Origin of the sequence: Ruegeria sp. HKCCA5839, from assembly GCF_013035585.1 — a bacterium.
Taxonomy (GTDB): domain Bacteria; phylum Pseudomonadota; class Alphaproteobacteria; order Rhodobacterales; family Rhodobacteraceae; genus Ruegeria.
Window position 1 is genome coordinate 252899 of the sequence record NZ_WQIE01000003.1, and the last position, 20112, is coordinate 273010.

The window sequence follows — 20112 nt, forward strand, 5'->3', positions numbered from 1 at the left end:
TCAAATCGCTTTCATGAAAAAGAGAATCGCAATGCAAAATGATCCCGCCGTTGCACCTGCCGCTAGTGTCTTTTGGGGTGCGCTCCACGGCAGCCATTCCATCGCTATCAAACGCAAACCACCAAACATGTGAATAGCCAGAAGGAAAACGAGACCAAACTCGGCGATCTTCACCGCGGCCGCTTCGGTGAGATGAAGGAAGCCGTCCAGCCTAACGGGGTCTGTCATCGCCATGGCCAGCACCCAGAAATGTAGGGGCAGGAACAAGGCCAGCGCGAGCCCGGACAGGCGGTGCAGGATATAGGCAAGCCACAGGGGATGCGCGCGGGATGTGATGCCTTTTGCCGCCTTCATACGCCCACTCCTTGCGCAAAAGTCACCGCCCAAACGGCGCGCGCGCCAAGCGCGAACAAACCCAGTCCAACAAGCCACATAAACCCTTCCAACGCAGCGCCTTTCAATCCGCCCCATTCCAACGCGATAGCACGCAAGCCAATGGCGCCATGGATGGAAACCGCTACTACGAAGATGCCATAGAACAGAAACCAGAGCACAGACCCTTGGGTACGCCCCAAAATCTCGGCGGCACTCAACCCACCCTGAATGGCATAGATCATCACCGCCAGATGCCCGACCACAAAAGGGGCCATCAGCAGCGCGCTTAGCCGTTGAAACATGTAAAGCCGCAAACTCAGCATCAGCGCCCCTTCTTGAAGAAGTTTTTTGCGGTTTCTCGTTTCAGCCCCGCGATAGCTGACATTGGGTCCAGCTCATTCGGACAATACATCGTGCATGATCCCATCGAGTGACAGTTGTGACATCCACCACTGCCGGAAACAGCATCCAAAATCGCGACGCTCCCTTCGTCCTTCGCATCGTTCAGTAGTGTCCAGGCCCGCTGTAAAGCAGCCGGACCGAGGTAGTCGGGGTTGCTCGCAACTGTGTCACAAGCGGCGTAACACACAGAACAATTGATGCATTCAATTCCGGCATTCGCTTCAACCCTCGTGGCGCTTGTCTCATCCACCGGGGCAATCTCGTCATCTCGTGTGAGAGCGCCGTGATGCACACCTTCGGCGGCAACCCATTTGTCAAAAAACGGATCCATATCAACGGCCAGATCCTTGATGACGGGCAAGTTGCGCAACGGTCCGATCATCACCGCATTGCCATCAACAACCTTGGAGATGTGTGTGCGACAAGTCCAGCGCGGGACACCGTTGACCATCATCGCACAGCTGCCGCACATGCCGACACGACATGCAAACCGATAACTCAAGGTCGGGTCCGCGTTTTGCTGCACCCAGGACACTACATCCAATACAGTCTGGTTCTCATAGGCGGGCACATCGAAAATTTCGACGCGGTCTGCATCGCGCTGAATGGTGACTTTCAGAACCTCTGCCGTCATTTGGAGAAATCCGTAATCACTGCTGTTCCGGGACGCGTCGGGCCCTTCATCGAGCGCAATTCAGCACTTGCCCCAGATAGGGTGACTTCGCGATCCAACATGGGGGTAAGATCCACGTCGCCCCGTTCGATCATCTCCAACAAAGACGGGTATTTCCATGCAGGCATGCCGCGGGTCCCGAAAAAGGCCAATTGTTTGGAATAGATGGCACGCATGTTAACCTCCATCATGCCATCACCGGCGGGCATGCCCACATGCACGTGCCGACCAAGGGTGGCGAGACATTCAACAGATGCGTTCGTCGTCTGCGCAATGCCAAGCGCCTCAAGTGAAACCTGCGCACCGCCCTTGGTGATCTCGCGGATGGCGTCCGGAACATTCTCTGTCGCTGCGTTCACGGTTGCATCTGCGCCCAGCGTCAGCGCATGATCCAGCTTTTCCTGAACGACATCGACGACAACAACCCGCGCCCCCAGCATTTTGGCCAGAAGCAAAGCCGACAGGCCAATGCCGCCCGTGCCATGTACGGCGACCCATTCACCTGCCCGCACATTAGCGCGATCAGTCAATGCGTGCCACGCGGTTGTGACCCGACAGCCAAGACCAGCGGCCAGTGCTTCTGGCATTGTTTCAGGCAAGTGAACCAGATTGTGGTCAAACGGAACGGCAACAAATTCTGCGTAGGCGCCCGGCGCGCCAAAACCGGGGACAATAGCACTTTCACAGGTGTTCGAGTGACCCGTCTGACACGCAAGGCAATCACCACAGCCCAAAATGAACGGGGCGATCAGTTTGTCGCCGATCTTGTGTTTGGCCAGCGCGCCTGCCTCGACCACTGTTCCGCAGTATTCATGCCCTAGTATTGAACCACTGGTGACTTTGGGATGACCGCCCACCCATCCATGAAAATCAGAACGACACACCCCGCAGGCAGCCACTTCGAGAACAACGCCGTTCTCGGGGCAGCTTGGGTCCTCTACCGTTTCAATGGAAAGATCTTCATTGAAGTCTCTGACAACAGCGGCGCGCATCGTTCATTCCCTTATTTGTTGAGCCAAGCTCTCTGCGGCTCTGTCCTCTCGGGACGCGGTGGTTTCTTGTCAGGCGTCCAAACCGGCAACGCACATGTATTTGACAGACAGGTAATCCTCCAAACCCTGACTACCGCCTTCCTTGCCCATACCGCTTTCCTTGATTCCTCCGAACGGAGCTTCGACGGTCGTGATCAGGCCGGAGTTGATCCCGATCAACCCATACTGAAGCCCATCATTTAGCCGAAAAGTGCGCCCGAGCGATTTGGTGTAGGCGTAAGCTGCAAGGCCGAACTCCGTGGCGTTAGCGGCTTCAATAGCTTCTTCTTCGGTCTCGAACTTGAAGACAACGGAAAGCGGGCCAAAGATCTCTTCGGTTGCGCATTTCATGTCGGCGTTTGCAGCGATGATCACTGTTGGTTCAAAAAAGGTGCCGCCTATCTCGTGCCTTTTGCCACCAGAGACGATTTTGCCACCCTTGGAAGTCGCATCCGCGATCATATCTTCCACTTTCTCGACGCCTGCCATGTCGATCATCGGCCCTTGTGCGACACCATCCTGCGCGCCATCCCCGACAACCAATTCTTCGGACGCCTGCTTTAGCCGCGCGACAAAGGCGTCGTGAATACCTGCCTGTACGTAGAAGCGGTTCGTGCACACGCAGGTCTGGCCCATGTTGCGATACTTCGCGATCATTGCCCCTTCGATAGCCGCATCAATATCTGCATCGTCAAAAACGATGAACGGTGCATTGCCCCCTAGCTCCATCGACACTTTCTTGACCGTGTCTGCAGATTGGCGGATCAACACTTTGCCAACGTCTGTTGACCCGGTAAAGGTGACCTTGCGCACATCAGGGCTGGCCATCATGGCTCCGGCGATTTCTCGGGCGGAGCCGGTCAGGATGCTGACGACACCGTCAGGAAAACCGACATCCTGGCACAGCTTGCCCCAGGCAAGACCAGAAAAAGGCGTAGCCGTCGCTGGTTTTGCAACTATCGTGCATCCTGCGGCAAGCGCGGGTGCCAGCTTTCGCGCCAACATGGAAGACGGAAAATTCCACGGTGTGATTGCCCCCACAACGCCCACAGGATGGCGTGTCACCATGAGTTTGCGATCGGCGGTCGGAGACGGCACAATCTCGCCTTTGGCGCGCCGCACCTCTTCAGCAAACCAACGCACATAGGCCGCGCCGATGGCTATTTCGCCACGCGCCTCGGCAAGCGGCTTGCCTTGCTCTGCTGTCAGCAGCTGCGCCAGGGTTTCCTGGTTGTCCATCACAGCGTCGTGCAACTTATGCAGCAGACCAACACGGAAAGACAGATTGCTGGTTGACCAGCCGTCGAACGCTTCCGTCGCTGCCGCAATCGCGCGATTGGTCTCGCTTGTGCCGCAACTAGGCACATGTCCGATGACTGTACCAGTTGCCGGGTTCGTCACCGAAATGGTCTCACCGTTTTCCGATCCGCTCCAAGCGCCGCCGATCAAGTTGGCCTGTTGCAACATGTCACCATAATCACTCATGGAATTTCCCTCTAAACAAGCTATCAAAAGCGCACCGGACACAGCCGAAAAGCCACGTTAGTGACCCTGATTAACAGTAAGACAATCTGTAAATAAGCGAAAAAATATTTAAATAAAATTTAGTAAAGCTTTCAAAATCCCATGCGGTCGTTTTAGAGACAGTCATTAGCTCCTGCGAATCTAAGGCCTCAAGCGGCCCTACATTGGCTGAAAAATCGACCCAATAGGTGAAAGGATTGGACATGACGATCCGGCAACTCCGAACGCTAGTTGCTATTGCTGACACCAGAACATTTGGTGAAGCCGCGAATGTCATTCACGTGACCCATGCCGCGATCAGTCAGCAAATGCAGGCACTTGAGGCCCAGCTGGACATTGAACTGTTTGATCGGAGCACGCGCACGCCAAAGCTTACCCCAGCGGCGCATCTGATCGTTGCAAAGGCCCGAACGCTAGTCGATGCGTATGACAATCTAGTACCGTCCGCCTTAGAAGACGGCGGCCTCAAAGGCATTATCACTCTTGGAACTCTGCGTACGACACTGACAGGGCTAACGCCAAAGGCGATGGCAGCCTTGAAATCCAAGTGGCCTGAGATTGGGCTTCACATTCGCCCTGGGCTGACAGGCGCCTTGCTAACAGAGATTGAACGAGGAGGCCTGGACGCTGCAATTGTTGTCAAACCAAACTTGATGCCTGCCGGTCTCACCTTTCGAGAACTGGCGCAAGAGCCAATGCAACTGATCGCATCCATCGACGAAACAGAAGTGGACCCGGTGGTTCTTTTGAAATCCAGACCATTTATTCGATACGATAGGAATGCTGTTGCAGGGACACTAATAGACAATTGGCTTCTCTCGAAACGTATTCAGGTGGCTGAGACAATGGAATTGGATAGCCCGGAAGCGATTGTATCGATGGTACACGCCCGCCTTGGCGTATCCATCGTCCCTGATCTTGCGGTCAAGCCGTTTGATGCCGTCCCAGTAATGCGCATTGGCCTCGGCCCGGGTGCGCCAATAAGAACGCTCGGCCTTGTTTACAGAGACAACCAAGTCAAAAAGCGGGTTCTCGACGAGTTATTCGAGGCGCTCATGCATGCCATTGAGATATCGCAAAAAGTGACAATCGCGAAATAAACAAAGTATCTTATTTCAAGAGCCGTCTCACTTTGACCTGATGAAAAAATATCACGGTAGTGAACCCGAGAAGGTATTTGCTTCAGTCCATTAGCGACATCACAAATTTTCTGATTTCTGCCTTCGCATATCTGTTGCGAAGGAAAATAGGAGCTGCAACATAAACGATTGCGGCGAACATTATGGCACCCAAGCACCACTCCGGCAGAATGAAGACCAGAACGCAGCAGATCAGGATCAGTCCTACGTCAACCCACCGAGCTCCTTTATTGGGCAACGGAGAAAAAATGGTTTCGGCCGACAGTAATTCAGTTTCGTGTTCTGACCTTGCAAGTGTTGTGATAGCTCGGTACCCGTAAGCGTCAAAGCAAACCTTGTTGCGACTCCCGGGAATCAAATGCCAACCGTGCTGCACCACAGTCTTCGAAATGTATTCCTCCAAAGCCCACTGTGAAGGAATTTGTTCGCCCATTGTGAATTGTTGGCAAAGGACGTTCTCTGGCTCGTGTGTTACGACTTCTGACATCAACCCTCCGCGTCCTGAAGTGCTTAGCATCCTATCGTACAAATCAATTAAGCTCGAAGCCGCATGACCGAACGTAGTTACCAAAGTCAGCACGTTCGGGCTCGCTATACTGTCGAACTTTGTCTTCAGACCAGCAATACCTTTCGCTGTCCGAAAATTTCTTTGGAAATCTCTGTTTTTCATAAGGCTGCGACGTCGCGCGCTCTTCATCGTATTGCATAATTGCCTCTTTCAAATTGACCTCCCTATAATGGTCGACGTGACATGTGACCTGTAGTGGCAGCCGCTTAGAGATCTTTGGCGTTTGCGCGGGAAAACCAAATGCGAGGCCTGCAAACGGAAAAACATGGTCCGGCAGATCAAGCAGGTCAGAGACCGCTGCAGCCCTATTTCGCACAGCGCTGATCGGGCAGCAGCCGAGTCCAAGCACTTCTGCCGCTGTCACGAAAGCGCCCAGCGTAATTGCTGCATCCCCTGTTGCATTGAAAAACGCGTCAAGATGTTCGTTTGCGAAGGGGACACCATGCCATTCGTGCAGCAACCTTTGGCGACGGTTGTTGCCACAAATAACGGCAATCATCGGCGCATCCGCGACCCAAGGCTGACCAGACACAAGTGATGCAAGACGTCTTTGGATGTCTTCAGATTCCAGCAAGATGATATCACACTGTTGCAGATCGCTCTTTGTAGGCGCCGATAGGGCGATCGCAGCGATGGTGCGGACCCAATCGGATGGGATTGGCTTATCCATGAATGCACGACAAGACCCACGGGCCGCCATGGAATACAAAAGGTCCGATTGTGCGGTGCTTTCAATTTGTGAAGGTGCATCGCTGAAACGCGCCGCGAGGGCGCGCTGCAAGTCCGATTGGGGTGCCTTCGACATGCTGGTCCTTCTCTTTAGCTGCTTGTTTCTTAATGTACACTCAGAAGCTGAACGGTTTTTTGCTTGCTTAGCAACTGTAAGATGTTCCAACGGCACACGCTCCGCGTCGTTTCTATTCAGTCATGAACGGCAATCGCCTGTTCGCACATAAACCTGCAAGCATTGCCGAAAATTTATCGCCGGGCTAGGATAAGACGAAACCTGCGGCTCTCAAGCTTTGCCGCGAAAGCCGCGGCGGGCAGATGAAGTAAATCGAAGCAGCAATGCATGACTTTTCCCTGATCGCGTTTGCCAGCGCCGTCCTGCTGCTGGCAGGCGCGGTGAAAGGTTTCGTGGGGCTAGGAATGCCGACCGTCGCGCTGGTTCTGTTAACGTTTCAGCTAGACGCAAGATCTGCCGTCACATTGATCCTGATCCCAATGTTGCTGAGCAACGTCTGGCAGTTCTGGCGCGGACCTGACATGATCGGATGTGCGAAACGGCATTGGCGCTACGCTGCCGTTTTGATCGTATGCGTCGCTGGAACCGTCTGGTTCAGTCAATCTACTCCAGATCGGTTTTTGCGCGCTGTGCTAGGTGTATTTGTACTGGCGTTTTGCTTTTTCAGCTGGCGTGACATGGTGCCTCCGATCCCGTCAAGCAGTGTGCGCCTATTCGAAGTGATCAGCGCTGTGGTCGCCGGGCTGGTTGGTGGGTTGACTGCCGCATGGGCACCACCATTGGCTATGTACCTGACCGGTCTCCGACTGGAGCGTGACGCATTTGTTCAGGCACTCGGGTTCTTAATCACGGCTGGTAGTGTGTCCGTTTTGGCGATGTTCATAGCTGTCGGGCACAGTTCGCCAGCGGATCTGGCAGTCTCTGTCTTCTTGCTGGTTCCGACCCTGATTGGGTTTTCCGCAGGTGAACGACTGCGTTATGGGGCAAATCCCGAAACCTTCAAAGGCTTTTTCCTGGGCGCATTTTCGTTGCTGGGGGTAAACTTGTTGTTGGGCACTCTCTGGGGGTAGTGCGCAGCCGAATCACCGCACACAGCACTGCATCTTACGTCGGTCGACCGGGTCAAAAAGATCAATAAATAGCAAGACCCGGAATTGCTGAAGCAACGAGACACCATGATTCCAACTTATGCTGCGAGCACCACCGTCAGAACCGTAACAGCCAAGGCGCTCCTCTTGAGTAACCAGACAGAGATGCAAGTTATCGTATTCCCCATGAGACGTCCAAGCCTTGCCTGTCAGCTGTTGACCCGGCTTTGAGTATGGCTTGAACAAATGACTGGTTTGATTGTTGCAAGGCAGCATAAGCAGCTTTGCTTCTGCAGTAAAATTCTTGCTGCAGGAGCACGCAGCTCAGACTTAACAGTTCCGCATTGGGCTCTTCTGGACCTTCCGCCGCGTGCAGCACGAAGGTCGCTTATCGGGAAGAACCGGCAATTCATCGGTTGGTAGTGTTGGTTGGTTGACGTTGTGTCGACGCAGGGAGCGGGAGGGACGGATGGAGGACGATCAATGTCCAATATTCTATTTCCCGCTATCAAACCGAAACGCACACCATGGAACAAAAGGCGCCTGATCGGTCAGAAACGCCCGCTTCTTGCCAAACAGGTCTGGGCCATCCGCGCCCGGCTGGAACTTGCGGGAAATCTCAGGGATCTGGCACTGTTCAATCTTGCAATCGACAGCAAGCTGCGAGGCTGTGACCTCGTTCGGTTGAAAGTCAACGATCTTGTAATTGGTGACCGGGTTCGTGAACGCGTGACAGTGATCCAGAGCAAGACTAGGCGACCCGTCCGGTTCGAGGTGTCCGAGAACTCCCGTGATTCTATCTGGAATTGGGTGTGTCGCCCGGAGATGCTGGGCTGCGGGTTCTTGTTTCCCAGCCGCTTCCACGACAGGCCGCATGTATCGACCCGGCAATATGCACGTCTGGTCCGGGACTGGGTGGGTGCGATTGGACTGGATCCAAGCGGTTACGGGACGCATTCTCTGAGGCGCACCAAGGCGGCGCTGATCTATCGCAAGACGGGCAACCTGCGCGCTGTTCAGCTCCTGCTTGGCCATACCAAGGTGGACAGTACGGTGCGATACCTTGGTGTTGAGTTGGAAGACGCACTGAGCATTGCGGAACGGATCGATATATGAGGCTCACGCGGGCGGCAACCGCCGCTCGCCATTCCGTGCCTTCGATTGTCGTTTGTTTCACGATCTTCCACTGGAATTCCGGGCAAGAGTAAGCGTCACTGACGTCGACAAATAAATTTGAGTCTCCCGCCCGGAACGCCGGGCTTTGGTCAGTACGGGGCGCGCGAATGCCCGCAACCAAGAGGAGACCCGGATGACCTTTCAACCCATCGAAAACCTTACCTCCGATCCGGCCAAACACAAAGCGGCGAGACCGATTGCCAAGCCCAAGACTGAGACGCTGCGCAAACTCCCGGCGCGCAGCACCGGAGCAACAGTCGTGCAGATCCAAAAGCAGTTGGACTGGCAGCTGCATACGATACGCGCGGTAATCTCGTGGCTGCGGTCGTCAGGCGTACCTGTCGAAATTGACCGGTCGGGCAGGGTGGCCCGCTACCTTACCGTGCCCGGGGAAGGACGATGACGTTGACCGTGACCGCCCCCGATATCTGCCGACTGGCAGACGCCGACGCCGCAACGCTGCGCCGGCTCTGGCAGGAGACCAAGGGCACCGCGCCGCCCAAAACCTTTACCGCGCGCCTGATGCGGTTGTCGCTGGCATGGGACGCACAAGCTGTTTCGGCGGGAGGCGGGAGCGCCTTTGCACGCCATGCCTGGAAGCGGGTCATTCAGGCCCGGACTGGCTCGCGTTTCCAAAAGAGCTGTAGGGGCGCCGTACCGGCAAGGGTCAGCGACGGCACCCGGATCCTGAAGGCCTGGGGCGGGGACACTCATGAAGTGATGATCACAGCGGACGGTGGTGCGATCTGGAACGGCCAGAATTATTCCTCGCTGTCGGCGGTGGCGCGGGCGATGACCGGGACCAACCGCAACGGACCCAGGTTCTTCGGGTTGCGAGAGGTCGCAAAGCCGTGATCCGCCAACGCTGCGCCATCTACACCCACAAGTCGACCGAAGAGGGCCTGGAGCAAGACTTCAACTCGCTGGATGCGCAACGTGAGGCCTGTGCCGCCTATGTACTCAGCCAGAAGCACGAGGGCTGGGCAGAGCTCTCCGATCTCTATGACGATGGCGGGTTCTCCGGCGGATCTATGGACCGACCCGGACTCACAAAATTGCTCAACGATGTCGGGGCAGGCCGCATCGACGTCATCGTTGTCCACAAGGTTGACCGCCTGACCCGGTCGCTGGCGGACTTTGCTAAGATGGTCGATCGTCTTTGACGAGGCAGGGGTGTCGTTCGTGTCGGTCACCCAAGCCTTCAATACAACCTCGTCTATGGGTCGCCTGACCCTTAACGTCCTATTGTCATTCGCCCAGTTCGAGCGTGAGGTGACGGCTGAGCGTATCCGGGACAAGGTTGCAGCTTCCAAACGTAAGGGAATGTGGATGGGGGGTGCGGTGCCAACGGGGTACGACGTCAACGATAAAGCGTTGATTGTTAATCCGGTTGAGGCCGAAGCGATCCGCACCATATTTGCTGAGTATTTGGCGGTTGGATCGGTACGCGAACTATCCGATAGGCTTGGCGCGCTTGGTATCGTAAGCAAACGCCGGACCGACCGGTACGGTCGGACTACTGGAGGTAAGTCCTTCTCTCGTGGCGCGCTCTACAACATCCTGCGCAACCCCGTCTACATCGGCAAGACTCGTCACAAGGATGAGCTCCATGATGGCTTACATGACGCCATCATAGACGATGCCGCCTGGCAGCAGGTGCAGGACCAACTTGCAGACCACGGTGGCAAGAAGATCAGAGCGTCCCGACGGTCGGCGAAGCGCCTGTTGGATGGGCTTCTCTACGATTCAAAAGGCCGCCCGATGCGCACGACCTACGCCATCAAGTCGAAGCGCTCGGGAGGAACAGAACAATCGCAGCGGTACTGGTATTACACATCCAAGCCAACCAGTTCAGACGACCAATGCCGTATTGAACGTTTTCCGGCCGGAGAAGTCGAGCGGCTGGTTCTGAGGGGGCTCAAGACCCGCCTGGACGATCAGTCATGGCTGACCCGGCAGATCAGATCGGCTGTCGATTTGGATCCTTCATCGATCACGGACATCCTTCGGTCAGCGGATTCTCTGAGCAACCAGATTGCCGATGAGAGTGAACACACAGATGCACATCACCTAAGCGGCTTGGTTGATCGTATTGATCTATCAAAGGAACAGTTTTGTGTTCGGTTGGATTTAGGTGCGATACAGCCAACTGAGAAAGCTGAACTGCCAATCCATGTGGACTTCGAGATCCCGTTCCAAAAGCGACAGGCCGGACAGGCAAGGCCGATCATAATTGCGCCGCCGGATGCACCGCGGCCAGACCGAGACCTCATCAACCTCGTCGCTGATGCGATACGGTGGTCAGCTGAACTTCTTGACGGCACGTCCGGCACCATCCGCCAGATCGAAAACCGCGAAGGGCTCCGAAGTGGATCGGTCAGTCGCGCCCTGCCACTGGCCTGGCTAGCACCGGATATCTCAACTGCCATTCTCGAAGGCCGTCAGCCAGAACATCTCACAGCAAAGAAATTGCGTAGTCTTCCGGAGCTACCGCTTGACTGGTATGAACAGCGGAGGATTCTGGGCTTTCCACATCAATAGAGCATCTGGGCTTGCCCCAAGACCTCAAGCGCGAATGCCCCACTGAGACTTCTGTCGAAATCGAGCCAAAATGGACCGGATCAGAGGCAATAAGTGAGGACTCGATCGTCACCGTCCATCGTAACTCACGGAAATATAGACACTATCCGGGAGGCGCGCGTATGCTAAGGTTTTGTGGAGACTAAGTGGTGGGCGACCCTGGAATCGAACCAGGCGTGCGTCTCCGCGAGGGAGTTACAGTCCCCTGCCACACCTTGCGGCCTGTCGCCCACTGTCAGGCGTTGCACCTGACGTGGAGGCGTGATTACAAGCGCGTCTAAGGAGCGTCAACAGGAAAATACGACCTTGGCGCAGAAACGTATTCCACGGCCCGGAGGCCCATGAAATGAAGAAACCCAAGTGGGTTGTCGCAAAGGAACAGGCGCGCAAGGCTGCCGCCTCGGAAACGGTTTGGCTGTTTGGCCTTCATGCGGTCCGTGACGCGCTTATGAACCCAAAACGGCACAAAATCCGACTGATCGTGACCCGTAACGCCAAAGACAAGTTGGACGAAGCCATTGCGACAGCCGGGATCGAGGCGGAAATCGTTGATCCGCGAAAGTTCAACGCGCCACTTGATCCAAGCTCTGTGCACCAGGGTGCTGCGCTTGAAGTCAAACCTCTGGAATGGGGAGGTCTGACGGAAAACTGCATTGGTCAGGAAAGACCGCGTGTGTTGATGCTGGACCGCGTCACCGACCCGCATAACGTGGGTGCAATTCTGCGTTCAGCCGAAGTGTTGGGCGCCAGTGCTGTGATAGGCACACGCCACCACTCGGCCCCAGAAACCGGCGCATTGGCAAAGACCGCCAGCGGTGCGTTGGAGCGGCAACCCTATCTCCGCGTTCGAAATCTTGCGGACGCCATTGTCGAGTTACAAAACATGGGCTTTGTGGTTCTTGGACTCGATGGCGAGGCGGAGGAGACAATTGAAACCGCCCTGCAAGGCCGGCTGGACAGACCGGTTGCACTGGTTCTGGGGGCCGAGGGGCCAGGGCTGCGGCAGAAAACCAAAGAAACGGTGGATCAATTGGTGAAAATTGATGCTGCAGGTGGGTTTGGATCGCTCAACGTCTCAAATGCTGCCGCAATTGCCCTATATGCATCACAGCAAAGATGACAGGAGGCTAACATTTCAATTCCATCCAAAATTGCCACCTGCTGCTATTGCGGGACGCGCGCCGCATTGGTGCTGAAGGGCAAAGAGCAGCATGAACTCAGCTGTTCCAGTTGTGGCGCGCCCTTGCACAATCTCAAGATGGTTCCGAAAGAAAAGCTGAAGAAAAAACCCGAGAAGTTACAGAAATACGGTGGAAATCCGAACGTGAAGCGCAAGAAAAAGAAGAAAAGCATGTTTTCACGGTTCATCGATGAGGCCTGGGATATCGTCGAGGACGTGTTTGACTGACAGCGAAACATTGGTTCACATCCCCGTCAACAGGGTTTCTAATGGTGATATAAACATGCATGTTTGGGCCCTCAAACCGAAACACTGCTGAATCGCCCATGTTGACACGACGTTCATTTCTGACCGGCCTCTCTGGTTCTGTCTTCGTGACAGCTGCGCAAGCACGCACTGCGCCGTTGTATTTCTCTGCGGATGGCGCAGCCCTAACCGGGTATGACGCCGTGTCCTATTTCCAATTGGGCAGGCCGCAAATCGGCCGTGAGGACATTTCACTGAGGTGGAAAGAGGCAACCTGGCGTTTTGCATCGGTTGAAAACCGCGACCGTTTCGAGCGTAACCCACGGGCGTTTGCCCCGGCATTTGGCGGTTACTGCGCCTATGCCATGGTCACCGGTCAGCTAAGCGCCACAGACCCTCTGGCATGGCAGATCGTGGATGGAAGCCTGTATCTGACAAGCAGCCTTGAGATTGAAAAAGTCTGGCGGCAGAACACCAAGGTGAACATTATCAGAGCAGAGCGCTACTGGCCCAAGGTGCTCTACGGATAACCGTCCGATTCCACGTTTTTGTGAGCTGTCATCACAAAAAAGCGCGCCGCCTCTTTTTTTTCGAAAATCCATGCCTAAATGTCACAGTGACCGCGGAACGGAACTGCCGCGGGTCATTTCACTGTCCCTCGTTCCAACAACTGGCGCTCAGGTAAGACCTGGGCGCTTTTTTCTTTTGCAGACTATGACTAGGGTGCGGGCATGACAAACTACACCGACACGTACCTGAAAAGCATCCTGCAGCGGACCAAGACAGTTGCCGTCGTCGGCGTATCAATGAACCCGGTGCGGCCCAGCTATTACGTCGCGCGGTATTTGTCGCTGAAAGGCTATACGGTGATACCGGTCAACCCGGGCCATGCTGGCAAGGATCTGTTTGGCCAGACAGTGCGGGGCGCGTTGGACGAGATTTCCGAGCCGGTGGACATGGTCGACATCTTCCGCAGGTCAGAAGCCGTGCCACCGATTGTCGATGCAGCGTTAGCGGCCTTTCCGGATCTGGCCACGATCTGGATGCAGATCGGTGTGGAACATGCCCAAGCTGCGGCCAAAGCGGAAGCCCAAGGTGTGGACGTCGTGATGAACCGCTGTCCCAAGATCGAATATCAACGCTTGTTCGGAGAACTGCGCATGGGCGGTTTCTCAACCGGGATCATATCGTCTAAGCTTTAGTTGCCTCTGGTCGATAGCCTAGCAGCTTGATCTTGTCGGCGCTCTTCCAGCACGATCTCGCGCGGCACCCAGTCATAGCGCGTGTCGTCTTGCAAAGGGGCCCAAAACAAAACGCCACCATAGCGCCAGGGATCCAGAACCACACCGTCTTGCATCGGTGCGCCGCGTCGGCTGATGATTGCGGTGCTGTGGTCAATCCTGAACCGGTTATCAGCGTTTGCGATGGCACGGTGCAGGTCCAGAGTTTGGAAGTTTTCCTGTGCCAATCGACGTTCAATATCTTCAGCCCAGTGCCAGCACAGTCCGCGCGGACGCAGGCCTGCGTTGACCTTGGCGTTGTGGATCAAGGGCGGGTCTGTGATTTGATAGTCCCGCACCAGTTGCGCAGTATAGGTATAGGTAACCTGAGCGGCGCGTTGTGCCTCTTCCGGGTCGATATCGGGGCCGAGGCTTTGGATTTGGGTTGCAAGGCGCTGAACCTCATCGCCTGTCTGCGGTGGTGCCGAGGCGCAGGCGGCCAAAACGCCCAACGCAGCTGCAAACAGCAATGCTCTGATCATGCAGGTGTCCCAAATCCGAAGTCCAATAGCTTTGGAGTATATCGGGCAGGGCGCTTGGGTGGAAGTCAGGCTTACCCTTTGGGTCGCGCGGCCTTTTCCGCGATGCCGCTGGTGCCCTGACGGCGGGCCAACTCGGTCAGCACATCCTCGAGCGCCACATCACGCGCGGCGAGCATAACCAGCAGGTGATAGAGCACATCTGCCGCTTCAGCCGTCAACCCGGGTTTGTCGCCTTTGACAGCTTCGATGATTGCTTCAACAGCCTCTTCGCCAAATTTCTCGGCACATTTTTCGGGGCCTTTCGCCAACAGCTTGGCTGTCCAACTGCTGTCGGGATCAGCGCTTTTGCGCGCCTCGATCGTGGCAGCAAGGTCTTGCAGAATGTTCATGTCAACCTCATCGGTATGCCGGCAGCGGCCATGTGCTCTTTGGCCTCGCGGATGGTGTATTCGCCGAAATGAAAGATCGAGGCCGCCAGCACGGCGCTGGCACCGCCCTTGGTCACGCCTTCGACCAGGTGATCCAGATTTCCGACCCCTCCGCTGGCGATCACCGGCACGTCTACCGCGTCGCTGATCGCGCGGGTCAGGGGCAGGTTGAAACCCGCTTTGGTGCCGTCACGATCCATCGAGGTTAACAGGATCTCACCGGCGCCTTTGGCCACGACGGTTTTGGCGAAGTCCACCGCATCAATCCCGGTCGGTTTGCGCCCGCCATGAGTAAAAATCTCCCATTTGCCGGGGCTCACGGTTTTGGCGTCTATGGCACACACGATGCATTGGCTTCCGAACTGATCTGCGGCGTCGGCGATCACATCCGGGTCGGCCACTGCGGCAGAGTTGAAACTGACCTTGTCTGCCCCCGCCAACAGCAAGGCGCGCACGTCATCCTTGGTGCGAACACCGCCACCTACGGTCAGGGGGACAAAGCACTGTTCAGCCGTGCGCTGAACCACATCGAACATGGTGCCGCGATTTTCATGGGTGGCGTGAATGTCCAGGAAGCAGATCTCATCCGCCCCTGCTGCATCATAGGCCTTGGCCGATTCCACCGGGTCACCCGCATCTCGCAGGCCAACGAAGTTTACCCCTTTGACCACACGGCCATCAGCGACGTCCAGACAGGGTATGATACGGGTTTTCAGCATAGACTTTCCTTTGTTGCCTGCACCTCTACCGGCAAAGCCCTGCCGATGCCAGACTTGTGATTGTCACGCCTCTCAAACCTGTGAAAACTGGTCTTAAATTCAAACGGAGATCAATGTTATGCGAAACTTCATTCTCACCACCACATTCCTATTGGCAGGAGTAGGGGCTGCAATGGCAGACGACATCATCAAAGTGGAAACCAACAAATCGGTGGCTGAAGCGTTGGACGCGCTAGAAGCCGCTGTGGGCAATGCGGGCGCGACCGTCTTTGCCCGCGTCGATCACGCCGCAGGGGCCGAGAAGGTTGGAACGCCCATCCCGCCCAATCAGGTTCTGATCTTCGGCAACCCCGCTCTGGGTACACCGGCGATGCAGATCGACGCGCGGGCCGGTCTGTTCCTGCCGCTGAAGGTGCAGGCGTATGAGGACGCGAACGGGCAGGTCTGGCTGGCCTATGAAGACCCCAAGGAAACGATGGACGATCTTGACGATGTTGAAAACGCGCCGGTCATCGAAAAAATGCGCGGCGCTTTGGCAAAACTGACCGCAGCGGCTGCGCAATAACTCAACTCAGGGCGCGAATGGCCTCTGCCAGGTCAATCGCGCCGTCATAAAGGGCCCGACCAGAGATGGCGCCGTTCAAGGACACCCCGCAATCGCGCAATGCGATAAGGTCGTCCAGTGAACTGACGCCGCCCGAGGCAATCACCGGGATCGACACTGCACGGGCCAGATCTGCTGTCGCCTCGATATTCGGTCCCTGCATCGCACCATCGCGGTTGATGTCGGTATAGATGATGGCGGCCACACCGGCATCTTCGAAGCTGCGTGCCAGATCGGTGACCTGAACGTCAGTCTCTTCGGCCCAGCCCTTTGTCGCAACCATGCCGTTGCGCGCGTCGATGCCGACGGCGACCTTGCCGGGGAAAGCTTTGGCCGCTTCGCGCACCAGATCCGGGTTTTCGACGGCGACAGTGCCCAGAATCACGCGCGCGAGACCCTTTTCGACCCATGTTTCGATGGTGGCCATGTCTCGGATGCCACCGCCAAGCTGGGCCGGTACCTTGCATTCGCGCAGAATCGCCTCGACCGGGGTGGCATTCACAGGCTCGCCCGCAAAAGCTCCGTTCAAATCGACCAGATGCAACCACGCACAGCCTGCTTCGACAAAAGCACGGGCCTGAGCGGCAGGATCCTCATTGAAAACGGTGGCTTTGTCCATTTCACCGCGCAGCAGGCGAACGGCGTTACCGTCTTTCAGATCAATGGCGGGGTAGAGGATCATGTCGAGAGGCCCTATATCACTGTTACACGCGGGGCGTATGGCACAGGCAGGGCAGGGGATCAACGCGACGCTAAGTCAATCTTGCCGGATGGATCATCACCGGTAAGACTCGGGCACAAATAGGGAGAAAAAGATGAGAAAAGCACTTGTGACGGCAGGTTTTGCGGTGTTTGCAACGTCAGCACTTGCTGAGGATTCGGTTGACGGCCTTTGGAAGACTGAGCCGGGCGAAACCGGCGGATACTTGCACGTTTCGATTTCGGAATGTGGCAGTGCGATTTGTGGGACGATCGACAGCGCCTTCAGCGCCGACGGAAACCAGAATTTGGAATATGCGAACCTCGGCAAGCAAATCATCTGGGATATGGTGCCCGAAGGCGACGGCAGCTACGACAGCGGCAAGATCTGGGATCCGGAAAGTGACAAGACCTATAAGTCGAAAATGTCGCTGGACGGCCAGAATGAGCTGACCGTCAAAGGATGCGTTGCAGGCGGGCTTGTGTGTCGCGGCCAGACCTGGACCCGTATCGAGTAAGCCTCAGGGCGCCCAGGTCAGGAAATTTCCAATCATGCGCAGTCCGACATCCTGACTTTTCTCAGGGTGGAACTGCATCCCAACCATAGTGTCGCGGCCAATCACGGCCGTGACCTCCTGCCCATAGTCCACATAGGCCAGACGTTGTGCCGGATCGGCCACCCGAAAGTGGTAGGAATGCACGAAATAGGCGTGATCACCCGCGCTGACCCCGTCAAAGACCGGGTGGTCGCTTTCCAGAACCAGATCGTTCCACCCCATATGCGGCACTTTCAAAGCGCCGTCTGAAGGTTCGATCTTGACAACATCACCCGCAACCCAGCCCAAACCTTCCGTGTCGGTGTATTCGTGGCCTGTGGTCGCCATCAGCTGCATCCCCACACAGATACCCAGGAAGGGGCGGCCTTTCTGCTCAACCGCTTCAACCATGGCCTGATAGATGCCCTTATGCCCGCGCAGCTCTGCCGCGCAGGCAGGGAAGGCACCGTCGCCGGGTAATACCAACCTGTCGGCGCGCGCGACAACATCCGCGTCCGAGGTCACAACAACTTCACCCGCATCCACCTCACGCGCCATGCGCTGAAACGCCTTTTCCGCCGAGTGCAGATTGCCCGATTCATAATCAATGATCGCAGTCAGCATAGCGCAGTTCCACTCTTCTTCTTGTTCCAAATATGGCGGGGTGAATTGGCCGAAGGCCAAGAGGGGCAGCGCCCCTCACACCGGTTGCCTATAGCGCGCCTTTGGTGGACGGAATCGCATCCGCCTTCCGCGGGTCGGTTTCAACCGCCTGCCGCAGTGCGCGCGCGACAGCCTTAAAGGCGGCCTCGGCAATGTGGTGGCTGTTGAACCCGTGTATCTGATCGATATGCAGCGTGATGCCACCATGGGTGCTGAACGCCTGAAAGAACTCGCGCACCAACTCGGTATCGAAAGTGCCGATCTTTGGTGTCGGCAGATCCACATTCCAGATCAGAAAGGGGCGGGCTGACAGATCCAGCGCGCAGCGCACCTGTGCGTCATCCATGGGCAGATGACACTCGCCATACCGACGGATGCCTTTCTTGTCGCCCAGAGCCTGCGTCAATGCCTGACCCAGCGCAATGCCGGTATCCTCAACCGTGTGATGGTCGTCGATGTGATAATCGCCCTTCGCCCGAACGGTCATGTCGATCAGCGAATGGCGCGCCAGTTGATCCAGCATATGATCGAAGAACCCGACACCTGTCTGGTTGTCATACTGGCCTGTCCCGTCAAGATTGACCTCAACCGAGATCTCGGTCTCGGCGGTCTGACGGCTGATCTGAGCGCTGCGCATGGGCGACTTCCTTTTGCTACAGGGCGCTTATAGACGCGGTCCCCCGGGTATATCCAGAGGTCTTGGTGCCTTCGACGCAAACTGTTGCAGGGGATTGCACCCCGGCGCGACCCGTGCCAGCGTGCAGGCAATTCAAACCGACGGGGTCAGATCATGTCCACCTGCGTTTTCATCCAGATCCGCTGCAAACCCGGCACCACCTATCAGGTCGCCGAAGATATAGCGCTGCGCGAAATACACTCCGAGCTGTTTTCCACGAGCGGAGAGTATGATTTGCTGCTCAAGCTCTACATTCCGCAAGATCAGGATGTGGGTCACTTCATCAATGAAAACCTGCTGGATATTCCGAATATCGAGCGGTCGCTGACCACCATGACCTTCAAGGCGTTCTAGCCCAGCTCGAACGTTGTCACACCGAAGATACGGCTCAGATCGATGTCCGGCTCATGATCGGAATACATCCGTGCCGTTTCAAACACCTTGTCCAGCCCCAGTTTGTCGGCCAGAGCAAAGGCCGATTCATTCGGCTGCGGCATGTCCACAAAGATCTCGTGTTCGTTGTGGTCTTCTGGAACCGAGGTCAAAAGCGCTGCCAGCAACGCTTCGGCGATGTCGGGCGTATCTGCAAATAGCGGCCCCACCTTATATCCGGTCAGGCAGGGTCGCAGGGTAGCGTATCCTCTGATCTCGCCGTCTTGGACATAAGCTTTGGACACATGGTGCTGCGCGCTCAGCCAACTGTTCAAGAACAGATCACGCGGTGCCGGGAACAGGTCGCGATCATAGTCTTTCAAAGCGTCCGAGGCCTGTGTCAGGTCAACAATCGGGGCGTTTGAACCGACATCCAACTTGCCCAGCATTCTACTTTTCGTTCCTGCAAAACGGTAATTATTGTAGGCAAATGTAAAGCCGGATTTGCGATAGTTGTCCTGCTGTTCGACCACGCCATCCAGCCCCATATTGCGCCCCTTGCAATGGGCCAGCGCGTGTTGGGCAATCTCAAGCCCATGGCCATGATGCCTGAATTCGGGTTTCACGATGTAAAAGCCCAGAAAGGCGAAACTGTCATCGTAATTCACGGCCGAGACCGAGGCGATCATCTCGCCATCCAGAAACCCGCCCAAAAACCCATCGGGGTCGGTTGGGCGAAAGCACTCTGCATCATGAACACCCGGGTTCCACCCCTCGCGCCCCGCCCAATCCACAGCATGTTGCACTTCATCGGCGGTAAGGGGGCGGATCTCATAATCAGACATAAGGAACGGTCCTGCGTTTTGGAATGCGGCCAGAATGGCGCATCGCTTGCGAAAGGACCAGTATGATCGAAAGGCTTGGTA

Annotated in this window: 28 protein-coding genes and 1 tRNA gene; 14 read left to right on the top strand and 15 right to left on the bottom strand. The window is 56.2% G+C overall.

What is annotated here, in order from left to right:
- From GOV38_RS10835 to GOV38_RS10855, 5 genes are all read right to left on the bottom strand, one after another.
- A complete protein-coding gene (locus tag GOV38_RS10835) occupies window positions 1–354 on the bottom strand; it encodes a succinate dehydrogenase (protein ID WP_171209831.1) in 354 nt (117 codons plus the stop codon).
- Window positions 351–698 carry a succinate dehydrogenase gene (locus GOV38_RS10840; protein ID WP_171209830.1) on the bottom strand — a complete coding sequence of 116 codons (348 nt, stop codon included), beginning with the start codon at window positions 696–698 and terminating at the stop codon, window positions 351–353. Before GOV38_RS10840 ends, GOV38_RS10835 begins: the two co-directional genes overlap by 4 nt.
- Window positions 698–1411 carry a succinate dehydrogenase/fumarate reductase iron-sulfur subunit gene (locus GOV38_RS10845; RefSeq protein WP_171209829.1) on the bottom strand — a complete coding sequence of 238 codons (714 nt, stop codon included), beginning with the start codon at window positions 1409–1411 and terminating at the stop codon, window positions 698–700. The genes GOV38_RS10840 and GOV38_RS10845 overlap by 1 nt, the downstream gene beginning before the upstream one ends.
- Window positions 1408–2442 carry a zinc-binding dehydrogenase gene (locus tag GOV38_RS10850; protein ID WP_171209828.1) on the bottom strand — a complete coding sequence of 345 codons (1035 nt, stop codon included), beginning with the start codon at window positions 2440–2442 and terminating at the stop codon, window positions 1408–1410. Before GOV38_RS10850 ends, GOV38_RS10845 begins: the two co-directional genes overlap by 4 nt.
- Before the next feature lie 69 nt (window positions 2443–2511).
- Entirely contained in the window at window positions 2512–3966 is a 1455-nt protein-coding gene (locus GOV38_RS10855) for an NAD-dependent succinate-semialdehyde dehydrogenase (RefSeq protein WP_254430623.1), read from the bottom strand.
- Window positions 3967–4208: 242 nt separating this feature from the next.
- Between GOV38_RS10855 and GOV38_RS10860 the strand changes: the two genes are divergently transcribed.
- The gene (locus GOV38_RS10860) at window positions 4209–5105 is read left to right on the top strand and encodes a LysR family transcriptional regulator (RefSeq protein ID WP_171209861.1); all 897 of its coding nucleotides are present in this window, start codon (window positions 4209–4211) and stop codon (window positions 5103–5105) included.
- 82 nt (window positions 5106–5187) lie between these two features.
- Here GOV38_RS10860 and GOV38_RS10865 read toward each other — a convergent pair whose 3' ends face one another.
- Both GOV38_RS10865 and GOV38_RS10870 read right to left on the bottom strand, forming a co-directional pair.
- Window positions 5188–5631 (bottom strand): hypothetical protein, encoded by a 444-nt coding sequence (locus GOV38_RS10865; protein WP_171209827.1) that lies wholly within the window; start codon window positions 5629–5631, stop codon window positions 5188–5190.
- Window positions 5632–5674: 43 nt separating this feature from the next.
- Window positions 5675–6517 (bottom strand): nitroreductase family protein, encoded by an 843-nt coding sequence (locus GOV38_RS10870; protein WP_171209826.1) that lies wholly within the window; start codon window positions 6515–6517, stop codon window positions 5675–5677.
- Window positions 6518–6780: 263 nt separating this feature from the next.
- Between GOV38_RS10870 and GOV38_RS10875 the strand changes: the two genes are divergently transcribed.
- The 6 genes from GOV38_RS10875 to GOV38_RS10900 all read left to right on the top strand — a co-directional run bounded on the left by GOV38_RS10875 (window position 6781) and on the right by GOV38_RS10900 (window position 11262).
- Complete coding sequence (locus GOV38_RS10875; RefSeq protein ID WP_171209825.1) at window positions 6781–7527, top strand: sulfite exporter TauE/SafE family protein; 747 nt, start codon at window positions 6781–6783, stop codon at window positions 7525–7527.
- Window positions 7528–8028: 501 nt separating this feature from the next.
- Entirely contained in the window at window positions 8029–8661 is a 633-nt protein-coding gene (locus GOV38_RS10880; RefSeq protein ID WP_171209824.1) for a tyrosine-type recombinase/integrase, read from the top strand.
- Between the two features lie 193 nt (window positions 8662–8854).
- Window positions 8855–9124, top strand: a complete 270-nt coding sequence (locus tag GOV38_RS10885) for a DUF3489 domain-containing protein (RefSeq protein WP_171096800.1) — start codon at window positions 8855–8857, stop codon at window positions 9122–9124.
- Window positions 9121–9576, top strand: a complete 456-nt coding sequence (locus tag GOV38_RS10890) for a DUF2924 domain-containing protein (protein ID WP_171133881.1) — start codon at window positions 9121–9123, stop codon at window positions 9574–9576. Before GOV38_RS10885 ends, GOV38_RS10890 begins: the two co-directional genes overlap by 4 nt.
- Entirely contained in the window at window positions 9573–9884 is a 312-nt protein-coding gene (locus tag GOV38_RS22295; RefSeq protein WP_171209823.1) for a recombinase family protein, read from the top strand. The genes GOV38_RS10890 and GOV38_RS22295 overlap by 4 nt, the downstream gene beginning before the upstream one ends.
- A gap of 19 nt (window positions 9885–9903) precedes the next feature.
- Window positions 9904–11262, top strand: coding sequence for a recombinase family protein (locus GOV38_RS10900; protein WP_371810523.1), 1359 nt, complete (start codon window positions 9904–9906; stop codon window positions 11260–11262).
- A 186-nt stretch (window positions 11263–11448) separates the two neighbouring features.
- On the opposite strand, the gene GOV38_RS10905 is transcribed toward GOV38_RS10900, so the two are convergent.
- Window positions 11449–11532 (bottom strand) — tRNA-Tyr (locus GOV38_RS10905).
- A 115-nt stretch (window positions 11533–11647) separates the two neighbouring features.
- On the opposite strand from GOV38_RS10905, the gene rlmB reads away from it, so the two are divergent.
- From rlmB to GOV38_RS10925, 4 genes are all read left to right on the top strand, one after another.
- Complete coding sequence (gene rlmB, locus GOV38_RS10910; RefSeq protein WP_171209821.1) at window positions 11648–12421, top strand: 23S rRNA (guanosine(2251)-2'-O)-methyltransferase RlmB; 774 nt, start codon at window positions 11648–11650, stop codon at window positions 12419–12421.
- A gap of 12 nt (window positions 12422–12433) precedes the next feature.
- Window positions 12434–12709, top strand: coding sequence for a hypothetical protein (locus tag GOV38_RS10915; protein WP_371731816.1), 276 nt, complete (start codon window positions 12434–12436; stop codon window positions 12707–12709).
- Window positions 12710–12807: 98 nt separating this feature from the next.
- Window positions 12808–13257, top strand: coding sequence for a YHS domain-containing (seleno)protein (locus GOV38_RS10920; RefSeq protein WP_171209820.1), 450 nt, complete (start codon window positions 12808–12810; stop codon window positions 13255–13257).
- Window positions 13258–13458: 201 nt separating this feature from the next.
- The gene (locus GOV38_RS10925; protein WP_171209819.1) at window positions 13459–13929 is read left to right on the top strand and encodes a CoA-binding protein; all 471 of its coding nucleotides are present in this window, start codon (window positions 13459–13461) and stop codon (window positions 13927–13929) included.
- Here the strand turns inward: GOV38_RS10925 and GOV38_RS10930 are convergent.
- From GOV38_RS10930 to hisF, 3 genes are all read right to left on the bottom strand, one after another.
- Window positions 13926–14489 carry a hypothetical protein gene (locus tag GOV38_RS10930; protein WP_171209818.1) on the bottom strand — a complete coding sequence of 188 codons (564 nt, stop codon included), beginning with the start codon at window positions 14487–14489 and terminating at the stop codon, window positions 13926–13928. The genes GOV38_RS10925 and GOV38_RS10930 overlap by 4 nt on opposite strands.
- 71 nt (window positions 14490–14560) lie before the next feature.
- Entirely contained in the window at window positions 14561–14878 is a 318-nt protein-coding gene (locus GOV38_RS10935; protein WP_171209817.1) for a phosphoribosyl-ATP diphosphatase, read from the bottom strand.
- Complete coding sequence (gene hisF / locus GOV38_RS10940; RefSeq protein ID WP_171209816.1) at window positions 14875–15636, bottom strand: imidazole glycerol phosphate synthase subunit HisF; 762 nt, start codon at window positions 15634–15636, stop codon at window positions 14875–14877. Before hisF ends, GOV38_RS10935 begins: the two co-directional genes overlap by 4 nt.
- Before the next feature lie 118 nt (window positions 15637–15754).
- On the opposite strand from hisF, the gene GOV38_RS10945 reads away from it, so the two are divergent.
- Window positions 15755–16201 (top strand): DUF302 domain-containing protein, encoded by a 447-nt coding sequence (locus GOV38_RS10945; protein WP_254430621.1) that lies wholly within the window; start codon window positions 15755–15757, stop codon window positions 16199–16201.
- Between the two features lies 1 nt (window position 16202).
- Here the strand turns inward: GOV38_RS10945 and hisA are convergent, their stop codons facing one another.
- A complete protein-coding gene (gene hisA, locus GOV38_RS10950) occupies window positions 16203–16922 on the bottom strand; it encodes a 1-(5-phosphoribosyl)-5-[(5-phosphoribosylamino)methylideneamino]imidazole-4-carboxamide isomerase (RefSeq protein ID WP_171209815.1) in 720 nt (239 codons plus the stop codon).
- Window positions 16923–17055: 133 nt separating this feature from the next.
- On the opposite strand from hisA, the gene GOV38_RS10955 reads away from it, so the two are divergent.
- Window positions 17056–17457 carry a DUF2147 domain-containing protein gene (locus tag GOV38_RS10955; protein WP_171209814.1) on the top strand — a complete coding sequence of 134 codons (402 nt, stop codon included), beginning with the start codon at window positions 17056–17058 and terminating at the stop codon, window positions 17455–17457.
- Window positions 17458–17460: 3 nt separating this feature from the next.
- Here the strand turns inward: GOV38_RS10955 and hisH are convergent, their stop codons facing one another.
- Window positions 17461–18099 (bottom strand): imidazole glycerol phosphate synthase subunit HisH, encoded by a 639-nt coding sequence (hisH, locus tag GOV38_RS10960; protein ID WP_171096811.1) that lies wholly within the window; start codon window positions 18097–18099, stop codon window positions 17461–17463.
- An 88-nt stretch (window positions 18100–18187) separates the two neighbouring features.
- Window positions 18188–18775, bottom strand: a complete 588-nt coding sequence (gene hisB, locus GOV38_RS10965; RefSeq protein WP_171209813.1) for an imidazoleglycerol-phosphate dehydratase HisB — start codon at window positions 18773–18775, stop codon at window positions 18188–18190.
- A gap of 153 nt (window positions 18776–18928) precedes the next feature.
- Between hisB and GOV38_RS10970 the strand changes: the two genes are divergently transcribed.
- Entirely contained in the window at window positions 18929–19168 is a 240-nt protein-coding gene (locus GOV38_RS10970) for an Lrp/AsnC ligand binding domain-containing protein (protein WP_171209812.1), read from the top strand.
- On the opposite strand, the gene GOV38_RS10975 is transcribed toward GOV38_RS10970, so the two are convergent.
- Window positions 19165–20031: a GNAT family N-acetyltransferase gene (locus GOV38_RS10975; RefSeq protein ID WP_171209811.1), complete on the bottom strand. Its 867-nt coding sequence runs from the start codon at window positions 20029–20031 to the stop codon at window positions 19165–19167. The genes GOV38_RS10970 and GOV38_RS10975 overlap by 4 nt on opposite strands.
- Between the last annotated feature and the right edge of the window lie 81 nt (window positions 20032–20112).

Bases quoted from the DNA above. Each gene is read 5' to 3' on its own strand.
- GOV38_RS10835 (WP_171209831.1), bottom strand. From the start codon at position 354: ATGAAGGCGGCAAAAGGCATCACATCCCGCGCGCATCCCCTGTGGCTT.
- GOV38_RS10840 (WP_171209830.1), bottom strand. From the start codon at position 698: ATGCTGAGTTTGCGGCTTTACATGTTTCAACGGCTAAGCGCGCTGCTG.
- GOV38_RS10845 (WP_171209829.1), bottom strand. From the start codon at position 1,411: ATGACGGCAGAGGTTCTGAAAGTCACCATTCAGCGCGATGCAGACCGC.
- GOV38_RS10850 (WP_171209828.1), bottom strand. From the start codon at position 2,442: ATGCGCGCCGCTGTTGTCAGAGACTTCAATGAAGATCTTTCCATTGAA.
- GOV38_RS10855 (WP_254430623.1), bottom strand. From the start codon at position 3,966: ATGAGTGATTATGGTGACATGTTGCAACAGGCCAACTTGATCGGCGGC.
- GOV38_RS10860 (WP_171209861.1), top strand. From the start codon at position 4,209: ATGACGATCCGGCAACTCCGAACGCTAGTTGCTATTGCTGACACCAGA.
- GOV38_RS10865 (WP_171209827.1), bottom strand. From the start codon at position 5,631: ATGTCAGAAGTCGTAACACACGAGCCAGAGAACGTCCTTTGCCAACAA.
- GOV38_RS10870 (WP_171209826.1), bottom strand. From the start codon at position 6,517: ATGTCGAAGGCACCCCAATCGGACTTGCAGCGCGCCCTCGCGGCGCGT.
- GOV38_RS10875 (WP_171209825.1), top strand. From the start codon at position 6,781: ATGCATGACTTTTCCCTGATCGCGTTTGCCAGCGCCGTCCTGCTGCTG.
- GOV38_RS10880 (WP_171209824.1), top strand. From the start codon at position 8,029: ATGTCCAATATTCTATTTCCCGCTATCAAACCGAAACGCACACCATGG.
- GOV38_RS10885 (WP_171096800.1), top strand. From the start codon at position 8,855: ATGACCTTTCAACCCATCGAAAACCTTACCTCCGATCCGGCCAAACAC.
- GOV38_RS10890 (WP_171133881.1), top strand. From the start codon at position 9,121: ATGACGTTGACCGTGACCGCCCCCGATATCTGCCGACTGGCAGACGCC.
- rlmB (WP_171209821.1), top strand. From the start codon at position 11,648: ATGAAGAAACCCAAGTGGGTTGTCGCAAAGGAACAGGCGCGCAAGGCT.
- GOV38_RS10920 (WP_171209820.1), top strand. From the start codon at position 12,808: ATGTTGACACGACGTTCATTTCTGACCGGCCTCTCTGGTTCTGTCTTC.
- GOV38_RS10925 (WP_171209819.1), top strand. From the start codon at position 13,459: ATGACAAACTACACCGACACGTACCTGAAAAGCATCCTGCAGCGGACC.
- GOV38_RS10930 (WP_171209818.1), bottom strand. From the start codon at position 14,489: ATGATCAGAGCATTGCTGTTTGCAGCTGCGTTGGGCGTTTTGGCCGCC.
- GOV38_RS10935 (WP_171209817.1), bottom strand. From the start codon at position 14,878: ATGAACATTCTGCAAGACCTTGCTGCCACGATCGAGGCGCGCAAAAGC.
- hisF (WP_171209816.1), bottom strand. From the start codon at position 15,636: ATGCTGAAAACCCGTATCATACCCTGTCTGGACGTCGCTGATGGCCGT.
- GOV38_RS10945 (WP_254430621.1), top strand. From the start codon at position 15,755: ATGCGAAACTTCATTCTCACCACCACATTCCTATTGGCAGGAGTAGGG.
- hisA (WP_171209815.1), bottom strand. From the start codon at position 16,922: ATGATCCTCTACCCCGCCATTGATCTGAAAGACGGTAACGCCGTTCGC.
- GOV38_RS10955 (WP_171209814.1), top strand. From the start codon at position 17,056: ATGAGAAAAGCACTTGTGACGGCAGGTTTTGCGGTGTTTGCAACGTCA.
- hisH (WP_171096811.1), bottom strand. From the start codon at position 18,099: ATGCTGACTGCGATCATTGATTATGAATCGGGCAATCTGCACTCGGCG.
- hisB (WP_171209813.1), bottom strand. From the start codon at position 18,775: ATGCGCAGCGCTCAGATCAGCCGTCAGACCGCCGAGACCGAGATCTCG.
- GOV38_RS10970 (WP_171209812.1), top strand. From the start codon at position 18,929: ATGTCCACCTGCGTTTTCATCCAGATCCGCTGCAAACCCGGCACCACC.
- GOV38_RS10975 (WP_171209811.1), bottom strand. From the start codon at position 20,031: ATGTCTGATTATGAGATCCGCCCCCTTACCGCCGATGAAGTGCAACAT.